This window comes from Flavobacterium sp. 11 (genome assembly GCF_002754315.1).
Taxonomy (GTDB): Bacteria; Bacteroidota; Bacteroidia; order Flavobacteriales; family Flavobacteriaceae; genus Flavobacterium; species Flavobacterium algoritolerans.
The window spans coordinates 1,600,005-1,613,945 of sequence record NZ_PEFE01000001.1; the positions used below are offsets into that span (position 1 = coordinate 1,600,005).

14 protein-coding genes and 1 tRNA gene are annotated in these 13,941 nt (G+C 33.8%); 9 read left to right on the forward strand and 6 right to left on the reverse strand.

Translation table 11 applies throughout. The features are described 5' to 3' along the window. Positions 1-41: 41 nt before the first annotated feature. The 4 genes from ftsZ (at position 42) to CLV00_RS07005 (ending at position 3,816) form a co-directional block, all read left to right on the forward strand. On the forward strand, positions 42-1,976 hold the full coding sequence (ftsZ, locus tag CLV00_RS06990; protein ID WP_099714449.1) for a cell division protein FtsZ: 1,935 nt from the start codon (positions 42-44) through the stop codon (positions 1,974-1,976). A gap of 351 nt (positions 1,977-2,327) precedes the next feature. Then, the gene (locus CLV00_RS06995; protein ID WP_099714450.1) at positions 2,328-2,777 is read left to right on the forward strand and encodes a GatB/YqeY domain-containing protein; all 450 of its coding nucleotides are present in this window, start codon (positions 2,328-2,330) and stop codon (positions 2,775-2,777) included. 71 nt (positions 2,778-2,848) lie between these two features. Further along, positions 2,849-2,922: transfer RNA gene (locus CLV00_RS07000), tRNA-Arg, on the forward strand. 84 nt (positions 2,923-3,006) lie between these two features. Then, entirely contained in the window at positions 3,007-3,816 is an 810-nt protein-coding gene (locus tag CLV00_RS07005) for a zinc-dependent peptidase (RefSeq protein WP_099714451.1), read from the forward strand. 32 nt (positions 3,817-3,848) lie between these two features. Here CLV00_RS07005 and rpe read toward each other — a convergent pair whose 3' ends face one another. From rpe to CLV00_RS07035, 6 genes are all read right to left on the reverse strand, one after another. Next, positions 3,849-4,511: a ribulose-phosphate 3-epimerase gene (gene rpe, locus CLV00_RS07010; RefSeq protein WP_099714452.1), complete on the reverse strand. Its 663-nt coding sequence runs from the start codon at positions 4,509-4,511 to the stop codon at positions 3,849-3,851. Positions 4,512-4,941: 430 nt separating this feature from the next. Further along, positions 4,942-5,805 (reverse strand): RNA polymerase sigma factor RpoD/SigA, encoded by an 864-nt coding sequence (locus tag CLV00_RS07015; protein WP_007137700.1) that lies wholly within the window; start codon positions 5,803-5,805, stop codon positions 4,942-4,944. 166 nt (positions 5,806-5,971) lie between these two features. Next, positions 5,972-8,107, reverse strand: a complete 2,136-nt coding sequence (locus CLV00_RS07020) for a polyribonucleotide nucleotidyltransferase (protein ID WP_099714453.1) — start codon at positions 8,105-8,107, stop codon at positions 5,972-5,974. Positions 8,108-8,257: 150 nt separating this feature from the next. Then, a complete protein-coding gene (gene rpsO / locus CLV00_RS07025; protein WP_035670202.1) occupies positions 8,258-8,524 on the reverse strand; it encodes a 30S ribosomal protein S15 in 267 nt (88 codons plus the stop codon). Positions 8,525-8,675: 151 nt separating this feature from the next. Next, a complete protein-coding gene (locus tag CLV00_RS07030; protein WP_099714454.1) occupies positions 8,676-9,617 on the reverse strand; it encodes an energy transducer TonB in 942 nt (313 codons plus the stop codon). Positions 9,618-9,650: 33 nt separating this feature from the next. After that, the gene (locus CLV00_RS07035; protein WP_099714455.1) at positions 9,651-10,106 is read right to left on the reverse strand and encodes a GAF domain-containing protein; all 456 of its coding nucleotides are present in this window, start codon (positions 10,104-10,106) and stop codon (positions 9,651-9,653) included. A 75-nt stretch (positions 10,107-10,181) separates the two neighbouring features. Here CLV00_RS07035 and xrtF point away from each other — a divergent pair, with 75 nt between their 5' ends. The 5 genes from xrtF to CLV00_RS07060 are packed head-to-tail and all read left to right on the forward strand — an operon-like array spanning position 10,182 to position 13,885. Next, entirely contained in the window at positions 10,182-10,730 is a 549-nt protein-coding gene (gene xrtF / locus CLV00_RS07040; protein ID WP_099714456.1) for an exosortase family protein XrtF, read from the forward strand. Next, the gene (locus CLV00_RS07045; protein ID WP_099714457.1) at positions 10,708-11,151 is read left to right on the forward strand and encodes an exosortase F system-associated protein; all 444 of its coding nucleotides are present in this window, start codon (positions 10,708-10,710) and stop codon (positions 11,149-11,151) included. Before xrtF ends, CLV00_RS07045 begins: the two co-directional genes overlap by 23 nt. Before the next feature lie 57 nt (positions 11,152-11,208). Beyond that, the gene (locus CLV00_RS07050) at positions 11,209-12,039 is read left to right on the forward strand and encodes an ATP cone domain-containing protein (protein ID WP_099714458.1); all 831 of its coding nucleotides are present in this window, start codon (positions 11,209-11,211) and stop codon (positions 12,037-12,039) included. A gap of 37 nt (positions 12,040-12,076) precedes the next feature. After that, positions 12,077-13,432: an MBL fold metallo-hydrolase RNA specificity domain-containing protein gene (locus CLV00_RS07055; RefSeq protein ID WP_099714459.1), complete on the forward strand. Its 1,356-nt coding sequence runs from the start codon at positions 12,077-12,079 to the stop codon at positions 13,430-13,432. Between the two features lie 51 nt (positions 13,433-13,483). Beyond that, a complete protein-coding gene (locus CLV00_RS07060; protein WP_233206867.1) occupies positions 13,484-13,885 on the forward strand; it encodes a hypothetical protein in 402 nt (133 codons plus the stop codon). The last annotated feature ends 56 nt before the right edge of the window (positions 13,886-13,941 follow it).

A 13,941-nucleotide genomic window follows, 5' to 3' on the forward strand; every position in this document is an offset into this window, starting at 1 on the left:
AAAACACAATAATTAATAATAAATATCAAAAACCAAATAAAATGATGAGCAACTCAGAATTTGGAAGTATTTCATTTGATTTACCAAAGAACCAATCAAATGTAATAAAAGTTATTGGTGTAGGTGGAGGCGGAAGTAACGCCATAAACCACATGTTTAAACAAGGAATTAAAGGCGTAGATTTCATCGTATGTAATACGGACTCTCAAGCCTTACAAAGTAGTTCTGTGCCTAATAAAATTCAGTTAGGAGTACATTTAACGGAAGGACTTGGAGCTGGAGCAAACCCAGATGTAGGACAGCAATCTGCTATTGAAAGTATTTCCGAGATTGAAAAAATGTTGGATAGAAATACTAAAATGGTATTCATCACTGCCGGAATGGGTGGTGGTACAGGAACTGGAGCTGCACCGGTTATTGCACAATTGGCTAAAGAAAGAGATATTCTTACTGTAGGAATTGTGACATTACCGTTCTTATTTGAAGGAAAAGTGCGTCAGGAACAAGCCTTAATTGGTATAGAAAAATTACGCAAGCAAGTCGACTCTTTAATTGTTATCAATAATAACAAATTAAGAGAAGTATATGGGAATCTTGGTTTCAAAGCTGGATTTTCAAAAGCGGATGAAGTTTTGGCAACAGCCTCAAGAGGTATTGCTGAAGTAATTACGCATCACTATACTCAAAATATCGATTTAAGAGATGCTAAAACAGTATTGTATAATAGCGGAACTGCTATTATGGGATCTTCTGTTTCTTCTGGTGAGAATAGAGCTAAGGAAGCTATTATTGCTGCTTTAGATTCTCCGTTGTTAAATGATAATAAAATTACAGGTGCCAAAAACGTATTGTTGCTTATCGTTTCTGGAACTAATGAAATTACAATTGACGAAATTGGAGAAATCAATGATCATATTCAAGCTGAAGCGGGTCACAATGCAAATATTATCATGGGGGTTGGTGAAGACGAATCACTAGGTGATGCTATTGCTGTTACCATTATTGCTACAGGTTTTGATATTGAACAACAAAACGAAATTGTAAATACGGAGCCAAAAAAAATTATACACACATTAGAGGATGAACAAAGAAGTGTTCATAATCTAAGTAATAAAACGGTTGCAGCTTTTGATTTAAATACAGAATCTCCAGCTTCTAACTCAAACGAAAGAATAGTTTTTGATTTGTTGGAAGATACTGTTGTTGCTCCTGAGCCAGTTGTAGCGGCGCCAGCTATCAATAAAGAAGAATTGATGGTAATGTCTGAATTTATTAAAAATTTAGACGTGACTTTCGAAATTGTTTCTCCTATTACTGATATTGATTTTACAATTTCATCTCCAGTAGCAGAAGTAAAAGCAGTACAGCCAAAAGTTATCGAAAGACAAGAACAAACTACTTTCTCATTTGATTTACCACTTTTCAAAGCAGAACCGGTAGCGCAAGTTGAAGAAAGCAAAGTAATGTTTGAATTGACAAATGAAACTCGTGATATCAAAGTAAACGAAGCGGTTCAATTTGTTCCCGTAACAGAATTGACTGATAATGGAATTATCAAATATTCTCTTGAAGAGTATATGGAGCCAGAGCACGATTTCATGGCGAAACCAGTTGCTAAAACTCCGGAAGTTGTTGTTCCTGCTGAATTAAACATCACAATGAAACAAGTAGATACATCAGTAAATACACCTGTTGACTTTGATGCTGTTTCTCCAATGGAAATGACAATCGAGGAATCATTGAGAATGAGAGCCGATGAAAGAAGAAAAAAATTAAAAGAATTCAATTATAAGTTTCATAACAATGTTTCCAAAATTGATGAATACGAAAAAGAACCGGCTTACAAAAGATTGGGAATAGATATTTCAAACAATCAAGCCAATAATACAAATTCGAGAATTTCTGTGGGAACAGACAGCAACAACGATCTACAGTTGCGTTCTAACAACTCGTATTTACATGACAACGTAGATTAACTAACTCAAACCAAAATGAGGTAGCCCGAAAATTCATTTAATTTTCGGGTTATTTTTTTGTCGTTTCGAGCAACAAAGCAATCTATTGCTAATTACAGTAAATTTCTTTAATTTTGTCGGGCCTTAATCCAGCTGTCGTTTCAAGCTTTTTGTCAAAAATGTTTTTTTCTACGCCCTTAAAAGAGCTTCTAAAGTCGCTTTTTAAGTCCATGAAAAAATACATTTTCTCCTAAAAGGCTTTCCACTACTCCCGAAGCGTCGGGACTGGGGCATTAAGCAGTCGTTTTCATAATTAGCATTTCAACAATCGATTGAACAAACAATCGATTAACTAAATTAACAATAAAGAATATGAGTTTATCAGTACAAATCATGGACGAAATGAAAACCGCCATGAGAGCCAAAGATACAGTTGCATTAGAAGCTTTAAGAGCAATTAAATCTGAAATCCTGTTAGCGCAAACAGCGACGGGATCTAAGGAAGAAATAACGGAAGATGATGAAGTTAAATTGCTTCAAAGATTAGTAAAAACACGTAAAGAAAGCGCTAGAATTTTTACGGAGCAAAACCGTTTGGATTTAGCTGAACCAGAATTGGCTCAAATTGCAGTAATCGAAAAATTCCTGCCGGCACAATTAAGCGAAGCTGAAGTAGAAGCTGTAATAGCTAAAATTATTGCAGAAACTGGTGCGTCAGGAATTGCTTCAATGGGAAAAGTGATGGGATTAGCAGCAGCACAATTAGGTGGAACAGCCGAAGGAAAGACAATTTCTACAATAGTTAAAAAACTATTGACATAAATTTTATGTTTGTTAATTAACGATTTTACATCATAAATCTAAAATCGTTAATCACCAATCTAAAATCAAATGGCTGCGTAGTTCAACTGGATAGAATATCAGATTTCGACTCTGAGGGTTGCAGGTTCGAACCCTGTCGCGGCCACAAATACAAATAGAAATGCTTCAAAAAATCAAGTTTCCTTGAAATTATTTTGAAGCATTTTTTATTTTAAAGCGGTTATAAAATATGTCATTACAAATTTTCATTTCGGTACTTTTTGGAACATTATTTCTCCTGCTTTTAATTTTTAGAGTAGTGGAACCAGCTTATATTTTACTGTTTAATAAGCCGCTTTATATTCATTGGTATCCTTTCTCCAAAAAATTAAAACCAAGCCAACGCCAGATTTTAGTAAATGATTTTCCATTCTATAATAGGCTTTCTTCTAAAAGGAAAATGTATTTTGAGCACCGAATAAACGAGTTTGTTGCTAAATATGAATTTATAGGAAAGGAAATTGTTATTACGGAACAAATGCAAATGCTGATTGCGGGGACGTATGTGATGTTAACTTTTGGAATGAGGAATTATCTTGTCAGTTTATTCAATAAAATTATAATCTATCCTTCCAGTTATTTTTCTACCGTGAACGAAACGTATCATAAAGGAGAATTTAATCCTAGAATGAAAGCGGTCGTTTTTTCGTGGGAAGATTTTTTATTGGGCCATTTAACCTCAAATGATAATATTAATCTGGGTTTGCACGAGTTCTCTCATGTGTTGCATTTTCATTGCCTAAGAAGTAATGATCCAAGTGCGATTATCTTTTTTGATGAATTCAATGAAGTCGTAAAATATTACAGTAATCCAGTTTTAAATAACGAGTTAACTCGAACAGATTATTTTAGGCTGTATGCTTATGAAAATCAATTCGAATTTTTATCGGTTATCTTAGAACATTTTTATGAAACTCCCCATATTTTCAAAAAGGAACATCCGGAATTATATGCTCATATTTCAAGAATGATTAATTTTAAAGAAGAATATTTAAAATAAAAAATGGCGCTTTAAGCGCCATTTTTTATTTTCTAGAAGTTTGTTAGCTTCTTTAAATCGTGTATCGTTTGCGTTGGATTTTCTGCTTTGAAAACAAAACTTCCGGCTACCAAAACATCAGCTCCGGCCTCTACTAATTGTTTTGCATTTTTATTGGTTACACCACCGTCAACTTCAATGATTGTAGTTGCTCCTTTTTTGGTGATTAAAGCTTTTAGCTTTTCAATTTTAGCATACGTGTTTTCTATAAAAGATTGTCCTCCAAAACCTGGATTCACACTCATGATACAAACTAAATCAATATCATTGATTACGTCTTCCAGTAAATCAATATTTGTGTGTGGATTGATGGCAACTCCGGCTTTCATCCCTTCAGCTTTGATGGCTTGCAGTGTTCTGTGAAGGTGCGTACAAGCTTCATAGTGTACACTTAGAACATTTGCTCCTAACTCAGCAAAAGTTTTAATGTAACGGTCAGGATCAATAATCATCAAGTGAACGTCAATTGTTTTTTTTGCATGTCGGTTAATGGCTTCCAGAACTGGCATTCCATAAGAAATGTTGGGAACAAAAACGCCATCCATAATATCAATATGAAACCAATCAGCTTCACTGTTATTAATCATTTCGATGTCGCGTTGCAGGTTTCCAAAATCGGCAGCAAGCACTGATGGTGCAATAAGTGTATTCTTCATTGTGTAGTTGTATTGTTTGTGCAAAAGTAGTTTTTTTAGAGCAATTGCAGAAAATTTTTTTAATGAAGGGAGAACTCGCGAGTTGTCCGTAAACCGCGTAAGGGATTACTTCACTAGGGATTTATTTTTTATATGTGTTCAGTGAATTTCATTTGAGGCAGTATCCTCGAAGTGTAACGGAGAGATAAAGCCGAAAGCCTGACCCGAAGTTTTACGGAGGGTTACGCCCAAAAAAATAATGATGTAATTGGTTTGCTTTGTACCTCGCAATTGTAAAAAATAAAACTCCGGTAATCAGCCGGAGTTTCAATCATCAATCAAAAAACGAACAGTTAATCAGACCGTCGTTACTTATTAGTCTAAAGCCGAAAGTCAAAAATCATACTGTTGTTGAACTTTATGATTTTTGACTTTATGACTTTTGACTGTTTTATCCTAAATAGGTTTTTAGTATTTTACTTCTTGAAGTGTGTTTTAATCTACGGATTGCTTTTTCCTTGATTTGACGTACACGCTCACGAGTTAGGTCGAAAGTTTCTCCTATTTCCTCTAATGTCATTGGGTGTTGGTCACCAAGACCAAAGTATAAACGAACTACATCGGCCTCTCTTGGAGTCAATGTTTCTAAGGAACGCTCTATTTCGGTACGCAATGATTCGTGGATTAATTCTCTGTCTGGATTTGGAGATTCACCTGAACGTAAAACGTCATAAAGGTTAGAGTCTTCTCCTTCTACAAGAGGTGCATCCATTGATAAGTGACGACCAGAGTTTTTCATGCTCTCTTTTACGTCATTTACGGTCATGTCAAGCTCTTTTGCAATTTCCTCAGCAGATGGTGGACGCTCGTTAGATTGCTCTAATAAAGCGTACATTTTGTTGATTTTATTGATAGAACCAATTTTGTTCAAAGGCAAACGGACGATACGAGATTGTTCAGCCAATGCTTGTAAAATAGATTGACGAATCCACCAAACGGCATACGATATGAATTTGAAACCACGAGTTTCATCAAAACGTTGTGCTGCTTTTATCAATCCTAAATTTCCTTCGTTAATCAAATCGGGAAGAGTTAACCCTTGATTTTGATATTGTTTTGCTACCGAAACCACGAAACGTAAATTGGCTTTTGTCAATTTCTCTAATGCTTTCTGGTCACCGGCTTTAATCTTTTGTGCTAATTCTACCTCTTCGTCAGCGGTAATAAGGTCAACTTTTCCAATTTCTTGTAAATACTTGTCTAATGAAGCAGTTTCACGATTGGTTACCTGCTTGGTGATTTTTAGTTGTCTCATGTTTTTTTTGTCTCCTCAATTTTTAAGTGTACAAATGATTATACGTATGGAGTTTCAAAAAAGTTACAATAGTTTCAAAAATAATTTAATTTAAAAACAAAAATCCCGTTTCAAATTCATGAAACGGGATTTTTTATAAATAAACCTTTAGTAAACTAAGAATTGATTACTCTTTTTTCTCCTCACGTGGAGGTCTTGGCATTAAGGCTTTTCTAGATACTTTCTCTTTACGAGTTTTAGGATCTAAACCTAAATATTTAATCATGAATACATCACCCATGTTTACTACATCGGCAACATTCTCTGTTCTTTCCCAAGCCAATTCAGAAACGTGAAGTAATACTTCGTTTCCTGGAGCGTCAAGGTACTCTACAACTGCACCAAAATCTAGCATTTTGATAACTTTTACTTCGTAAGCTTCTCCCATTTGTGGTTTGAAAGTGATTGACTTAATTTTAGCCAATACTGCTTCAATTCCTGCAGGGTCAGTTCCTAAGATTTCGATAACTCCTTGCTCATCTACTTCGTTGATTACGATAGTTGTTCCAGTAGCTTTTTGTAATTCTTGAATTACTTTTCCACCAGGTCCAATCAAAGCACCAATAAAGTTACCAGGAATTGTTCTTGTAATGATTTTTGGAGCATATGCTTTAACATCCGCTTTTGGCTCAGCTAAAGTTTCGATTAATTTTCCAAGGATATGTAAACGACCGTCACGAGCTTGAGCTAATGCAGCTTCCATAATCTCGTATTTCAAACCGTCGATTTTGATGTCCATTTGACAAGCTGTAATTCCTACAGAAGTTCCGGTCACTTTAAAGTCCATATCTCCTAAGTGATCTTCATCACCAAGAATATCAGACAATACAGCAAAACGTTCTCCATCAGTAATTAATCCCATTGCAATTCCAGAAACGGGACGAATCATTTGAATACCAGCATCCATTAATGATAATGTTCCTGCACAAACTGTTGCCATTGAAGATGAACCGTTAGATTCTAAAACTTCAGATACTACACGAATTGTGTAAGGACAATCAGCAGGAATCATGTTTTTTAATGCTCTTTGAGCCAAGTTTCCGTGACCTACTTCTCTTCTTGAAGTTCCTCTTAAAGGACGAGCTTCACCAGTTGAGAAAGGAGGGAAGTTATAATGTAAGTAGAATTTTTCTTCCCCTTGTTCAGACGGAGAGTCAATTTGGTTTGCTTCTCTAGATGTTCCTAAAGTTGCAGTTGCCAAAGCTTGTGTTTCTCCACGTGTAAACAATGCAGATCCGTGTACAGATGGTAAATAATCTACTTCACACCAGATTGGTCTGATTTCTGTAGTTTTTCTTCCATCTAAACGTGTTCCTAAATCTAGGGTTACATTACGAACCGCTTCTTTGTTAGTTTTGTAAAAATATTTAGAAACTAAATCGCCATTTTCTGCCAATTCTTCTTCTGTAAATAATGTTTTTACTTCTTCTTTTACTTCTGCAAATGCAGCTGTACGTTCTTGTTTAGAAGAACCTTTACTTGCAATAGCGTAAATTTTATCATAAGATGCTGCTTTTACTTTAGCGTAAATAGCCTCATCTTCTTTCTCACCTTCGTAAGTACGAACTTCTTTTTTTCCAAAAGCAGCTTGCAAACGTAGTTGAGCAGCAATTTGATTTTTAATGTGTTCGTGTGCAAATTTAATTGCTTCTAGCATTTCTGCTTCTGAAATTTCTTTCATCTCACCTTCTACCATTGCGATAGAATCCATAGAAGCTCCAATCATCATATCTATGTCAGATAATGCTAATTGTGCACGACTTGGATTGATGATGAATTTACCATCAATTCTTCCAACTCTAGCTTCAGAAATTAAAGTTTCGAAAGGAATGTCAGATAAAGCTAATGCTGCTGAAGCGGCTAAACCTGCTAATGCATCAGGCATCACATCTTCATCATAAGACATTAATTGAATCATCACTTGAACTTCTGCGTGATAATCATCTGGGAAAAGCGGACGCAATACACGGTCTACTAAACGCATTGTTAACACTTCGTTATCACTTGGACGAGCTTCTCTTTTGAAGAAACCACCAGGGAAACGTCCTGCTGCAGCAAATTTTTCACGATAATCTACCGTAAGTGGTAAAAAGTCGATACCTGGACTTGCTTTTCTTGAAGATACTACTGTTCCTAAAATAACAGTTTTACCTATTCTTACTACTACAGATCCATCCGCTTGTTTGGCTAAACGACCTGTCTCGATTGTGATGTTTCTGCCATCACCTAAATCGATACTTTCTACAAATAATTGTGGAATCATAAATTTAATTTATTAGTTAAACATGGGTTCTAGTTGTGTTGTAGTTGTTGTTTTGCGTAGTTAATGCCTAAAACCCAATGAAAAACCAAACTTTTTTTATTATTGTATATAAAAACAAAAAGAGGCACTTTCGCACCTCTTTTATATTGATTATTTTCTGATATTCAATACTTTGATAATTTCACGGTATCTGTTGATTTCTGTTTTCTTCAAGTAATCCAACAAAGCTCTTCTTTTACCTACAAGCAATACTAATGAACGCTCTGTGTTATAATCGTGACGATTTTTTTTCAAGTGCTCAGTTAAGTGGCTAATTCTGAAAGTGAACAAAGCAATTTGCGCTTCTGATTTTCCAGTGTTTGTTTTTTCTCCGTGTTTAGCGAAGATCTCTTCTTTAATCTCTTTAGTTAAATACATTCCAATATTTGTTTAATGATTTTTATGTATGTCGTACATCTATTGTAAGACGGGTGCAAAGATAATCTTTATTTTCAAACCGACAAGTTTTAGATGATATTAGTGTTTTGCATCATCCAATTTTCAAAATAGTATTTAACTCTTTTGAAAATTATTTTATTGATATTGGTAAAGAATACAATACACTTCTGTTCATTCCCCTTGTTTTACTAGCGCTCCATTGGTTATAACTTTTTACTACTCGAATAGCTTCATCATCAATTCCGAAACCTAATTTTCTGACGACTTTAATATCACTCGCTCTACCGTCTTTTTCAATAATGAATGTTAAATATACAGTACCCGATACTTTATATAATTTAGCTTCGCTAGGTTTGATGAAATTATTGCTAATGAAATTGTAAAAATGCTTTATCCCCTTTTTGGGTTCAGGCATAGTAGTTATTGAAGTATAATTATATTTAATATTGTTAGAATCTGTGCTTGTTCCAGATATAAGATTTCCCTCTATATAATTTTCGGTATAGCTATACTTTTCGGAATCAACAATACCTTCCCATGTTCCATGTTTTAAACCATTAACAATTTTTCCAGTTTCATAGAAATTGTCAGTTTTTATTTCATATTCACCAATACCGTCAATTATTTTTTGGTTGCCATTGATGTCCCAAAATTGAATTATTTTATAACTAGGAGTTCTACTGTTGTTATCTATGAAATATTCAGTCTCTGATTTTTTTTGTCCATTTTGATACCAATTATATTGTTTTCCAGTTTGCGAACCGTTTATATAACTTTCCATGGATTCTTTGTTACCATTTTCATAATAATAAACAAACGGACCTTCTTTTTGTAAACGATCTTTGAATTTTGAGGCTCCGGCCATTTGTAAGACTCCTGATTTAAAATAATCATAAATTTTATAGCTTTCTTTATCAGAATAATAATCTTTGATTATTCTATAATATTTATGATTTGCTTCAGTAGTCTCATTCCATGTTGAATCTAAAAATATTTTTCCGTCTTTTGGAGTTTGTGAAAATGAGAAAGTGGACACCAAAAATAATATTGCAGCAAATAGATTAGTTGACATAAGATGTTTTATTTGCTGTCAAATGTAATTATTTTAGTACAATTTAGCTACTTCTGTATTTACAAATTCCAAAAATAACTCATCGTCTTTAGTAAAAGGATCCAAGACATGGCTGTCAATATCAATTTGTCCTATGTTTTCTCCGTTTACAAAAAGTGGTACTACAATTTCTGATTTTACGGTAAAACTACAAGCGATATAATTGTCTTGCGCTGCAACGTCAGGAACTACAAAATTTTTATTAGAAACTGCTACTTGTCCGCAAATTCCTTTTCCAAAAGGGATTACAGTATGATCTGTTTCTGCTCCAACATAAGGACCTAAGTGTAATGTTTTGGATTCGTGATTAGCAAAATAAAATCCAACCCAATTATAATAATCAACGGAGTTACTCAGAAGCTCACAAATAGACAATAGTTTTTCGTCTCTTGATAACGTTGTATTTAAAGTGATTTCGGTTACTTTTGGTTGTAATTCTTGAAATGTCATGTTTTTAATTTTTATTTATGCAAAAGTATTTAAAGCCAGTTTCAAAAATTACATAAATTTGTTAAAAAATAGATTTTGAAAAAATATTTTATTCTCTACAAACCGTTTTTGCTTTTTTTGGCAACCTTTTTTTTGAGTTATATAGCACTGACTTTTTTGTATCAGCGCTATCTTAATGGTTTTGAGGAAAATAAAATAGATTCTATTACCAGAATGGTGAGTGAAAATACGGAGGAAGTGTTGCAATTGTTCAATAATGGATCTTCAATTGAAGAAAGTGCTGCGCATCCTTATATGAAGCTGTTTTATAATCAAAAATATGTTGCCCGTATTATAGAAGGCTGTAATGCAATTAGTGTAATTATTTTGTTTATTTCATTTGTATTAGCTTTTTCGGGGAAACTACAAGCAACGCTGCTTTTCATCTTTGGCGGAAGCCTTCTTATTTATGTGTTGAATATTTTGAGAATAGCTGCTTTAAGTGCATTGATTTTTTATTTTCCAAAACAAGAGCCGTTTTTACACGGAGTCCTTTTTCCTTTGTATATTTATGGTGTAGTTTTTATTTTGTGGTTAATTTGGGTTCGTAAATTTTCAAGATATGCTTCAAAAGATATTAAATAACAAACTGAGATTCGTACAATTCCTTCTTTTGGTTGTATTATTAGTGCTTGTTCGTACTTTTGAAAATCAGTTGTTTTATGATCCTTTTCTGGATTTTTTCAAAAAAGATTTTGCCAAGTTAAGGCTACCAAGTTTTGATTCAACCCAATTATTTTTAGGACTATTGTTCCGTTACACATTAAATACCGTTATTTCATTGGGTATTATTTATGTCATTTTCAAGGATGTCGCGATGGTTAAATTTGCCTTCGTCCTGTATTATTTTTTCTTCATGATTTTAATTGTTGCTTTTTTCTACATAGTCTACTTTGCGAATGAAAATAGTAATTGGGTCTTATTTTACGTTCGCAGGTTTTTGATTCAGCCTATTTTTGTCTTATTATTTGTTCCGGGATTTTATTATCAAAAACAAAATAAGTAGTCTTTTTTCTTTATCTTTATGTTGATTTAAGTGTTTGTTTATCAAATCAATAAGGGTATGAAAATTATCAAACATTCTGGGGATATTGTCGAATTTAATTCTGATAAACTTAAAAAGTCACTTTTAAAATCGGGAGCAAGTGCTATTGCGGTCGATAACATACTTTATGCTATAAAAAAACAAATGTATGAGGGTATTTCTACGAAACAAATCTACAAAATGGCTTTTTCATTATTGAAAAAAACGGCTAATTCCCATGCGGCACGTTATAATTTAAGAGAAGCAATACGACTGTTAGGTCCAGCAGGTTTCTTTTTCGAAAAATATATAGCCCGTCTTTTTGCTTCGGAACAGTATCAAACGGTAACAAATATAAGCTTGCAAGGTAAATGTGTGCTGCATGAAATTGATGTTTTAGTAAAGAAGAATGAGCAAATTTCAATGATTGAATGTAAATATCATCTGGGGAGGGAAGCCGCTTCGGATGTGAAAGTTCCCATGTATATTTTATCTCGTTTCAATGATTTGAAGGAAAGACAGCATGCCATTTTTGAAAAAAAAGATGTCATTTCAAATTGTTGGATTGTCACAAATAATAGGTTTACGACTGATGCTATCGATTTTGCAAAATGCTCCGGATTGAGTTTATTAAGTTGGAATTATCCTGAAGACAATAATCTAAAAACAAAAAATGACACACATTATCTTTATCCGGTAACTTGCTTAACTACTTTATCAATAGCCGAAAAAGATAAGTTATTGATATTAGACGTGATTTTAGTCAAAGAAATAATAAACCATTCCGATTGTTTAGAAAAAATAGGATTGAGTCCAAACCGGATAAAAAACGTATTAAAAGAAGCAACGGAATTATGCAGTTATATTTAAAATAATACAGGATTGTTTAATTTTAAATTCAAATCATATGAAAGTTAAATTTATTGGTGGAGCAGGTACAGTAACCGGTTCAAAAACATTAATTGAAAGTAATGGGATTCGGATTTTGATAGACTGTGGATTGTTTCAGGGCATCAAGCCTTTACGGGAACTCAATTGGGAACCTTTACCTATTTTACCAGCCACGATAGATTTTGTTTTGCTCACTCACGGCCATTTAGATCATTGCGGTTGGTTGCCAAGATTGGTAAATCAAGGTTTTGAAGGTAAAATTTATTGCACGAGTCCCACAAAAGACATTACTAAACTCATCCTGCTGGATAGTGCGAAAATTCAGGAAGAAGAAGCTAAAAATGCTAATGAAGGGAAATATTCCAAACATGAAATTGCCGAACCACTTTATACGGTAGAACAGGCTGAAAAAGTTTTTCCGTTTTTTAGAGTAATTAAAACCAATGAACCAGTTCCTTTGGATGCCCAAATTGAAGCTGTTTACACAAATGCAGGCCATATTTTAGGAGCTTGCAGCATTGCGTTGACACTTGAAAATAAAACGTTGGTTTTTTCCGGAGACATTGGCCGCGATAATGATGTATTGATGTATCCGCCAACCAAACCTAAAAAAGCCGATTATGTTTTTCTCGAAAGTACCTATGGCAATCGATTACATCCTCAAACAGATACTAAATTAGAATTGGAAACTTATATAAATAATACCGTTGAGAAAGGCGGAACCATCATTATTCCGAGTTTTGCCGTAGAGCGTGCCCAAACCATCATGTACTTATTGTGGCAACTCAGAGAGGAGGATAAAATCCCTAATATTCCTTATATTATTGACACTCCAATGGGGATTAATGCACTGAATATTTTTTCGAATAATAAAAAATGGCACAAGTTATCGCTGGAAGAATGTGCCGAAATGAGTAAAATGTTTTCATTGGTTTCTGATTATCAAGAAACCATGCAGGTTATTTTTGATGAACAGCCTAAAGTGGTTATTGCTGCCAGCGGAATGGTAACTGGAGGAAGAGTATTGGGGTATCTCGAACATTATATTGGCCTTCCGGAAACTACCGTAATTATTGTGGGATATCAAGCCGAAGGAACCCGCGGAAGAAAATTACTGGAAGGAGCAAAAGAAATTAAAATTCATGGTCGCTATTATCCTGTAAAAGCTAATATTTTGGAAATACAAGGTTTGTCTGCACATGGAGATCAAAAAGATTTGCTTAACTGGTTGTCAGAATTGGAAAATAAACCTACACGAGTTTTTCTTGTGCATGGAGAAAATGAGCCTATGGATGAGCTTCGTATAAAAATTCATGAAAAATATGGTTTTGACTGTAAAATTCCTTTAATGGGACAAGAATTTGAGTTGTAAATTCTTTAGGAATTTAATTTTTTGATGTGATAAAATCACTAATTTTGCAAGGTGAAATTTAACAAACATATAAGTATACTTCTGGCTTTTTTCGTATTGGTTTCCAATATGGGATTAGCATTTAATGTTCGTTATTGTGGAAGTGAGATTACTTCGGTAACTCTTAAAACACCTGTTCAGGACCAAAAATTAGAAAAAGATTGTTGTGGGGTTGTTGAAAAAGAATCACATTGTTGCAAAGACAAAGAGGTTAAATTTCAAAAGAAAACAGATGATTTAATTCAAAAAACAGTCTCTTTTCATCCCGATTTTATATTTCAAATGAATGAATGGAATCCTTCTGTGTTTTCATTTGTTTCAAATTTTAAAAACAGTCCATTTCTTTCGTATTACTGCGATGCAAATGCGCCTCCTTTTTTTAAATTATACCACCAATATATTTTCTACGCGTAGTTTTAATGTTTCTATAAAAACTTGAATCACACCTTTGTGATTTTACATTTTTCAAA

What these genes read in the sequence shown, in the direction of transcription:
- CLV00_RS07035 (WP_099714455.1), bottom strand. Translation starts at nt 10,106, where the DNA reads ATGACATTTCAAGAATTACAACCAAAAGTAACCGAAATCACTTTAAAT.
- rpsO (WP_035670202.1), bottom strand. Translation starts at nt 8,524, where the DNA reads ATGTATTTAACTAAAGAGATTAAAGAAGAGATCTTCGCTAAACACGGA.
- ftsZ (WP_099714449.1), top strand. Translation starts at nt 42, where the DNA reads ATGATGAGCAACTCAGAATTTGGAAGTATTTCATTTGATTTACCAAAG.
- CLV00_RS07045 (WP_099714457.1), top strand. Translation starts at nt 10,708, where the DNA reads ATGCTTCAAAAGATATTAAATAACAAACTGAGATTCGTACAATTCCTT.
- CLV00_RS06995 (WP_099714450.1), top strand. Translation starts at nt 2,328, where the DNA reads ATGAGTTTATCAGTACAAATCATGGACGAAATGAAAACCGCCATGAGA.
- CLV00_RS07030 (WP_099714454.1), bottom strand. Translation starts at nt 9,617, where the DNA reads ATGTCAACTAATCTATTTGCTGCAATATTATTTTTGGTGTCCACTTTC.
- CLV00_RS07005 (WP_099714451.1), top strand. Translation starts at nt 3,007, where the DNA reads ATGTCATTACAAATTTTCATTTCGGTACTTTTTGGAACATTATTTCTC.
- CLV00_RS07015 (WP_007137700.1), bottom strand. Translation starts at nt 5,805, where the DNA reads ATGAGACAACTAAAAATCACCAAGCAGGTAACCAATCGTGAAACTGCT.
- CLV00_RS07020 (WP_099714453.1), bottom strand. Translation starts at nt 8,107, where the DNA reads ATGATTCCACAATTATTTGTAGAAAGTATCGATTTAGGTGATGGCAGA.
- rpe (WP_099714452.1), bottom strand. Translation starts at nt 4,511, where the DNA reads ATGAAGAATACACTTATTGCACCATCAGTGCTTGCTGCCGATTTTGGA.
- CLV00_RS07050 (WP_099714458.1), top strand. Translation starts at nt 11,209, where the DNA reads ATGAAAATTATCAAACATTCTGGGGATATTGTCGAATTTAATTCTGAT.
- CLV00_RS07055 (WP_099714459.1), top strand. Translation starts at nt 12,077, where the DNA reads ATGAAAGTTAAATTTATTGGTGGAGCAGGTACAGTAACCGGTTCAAAA.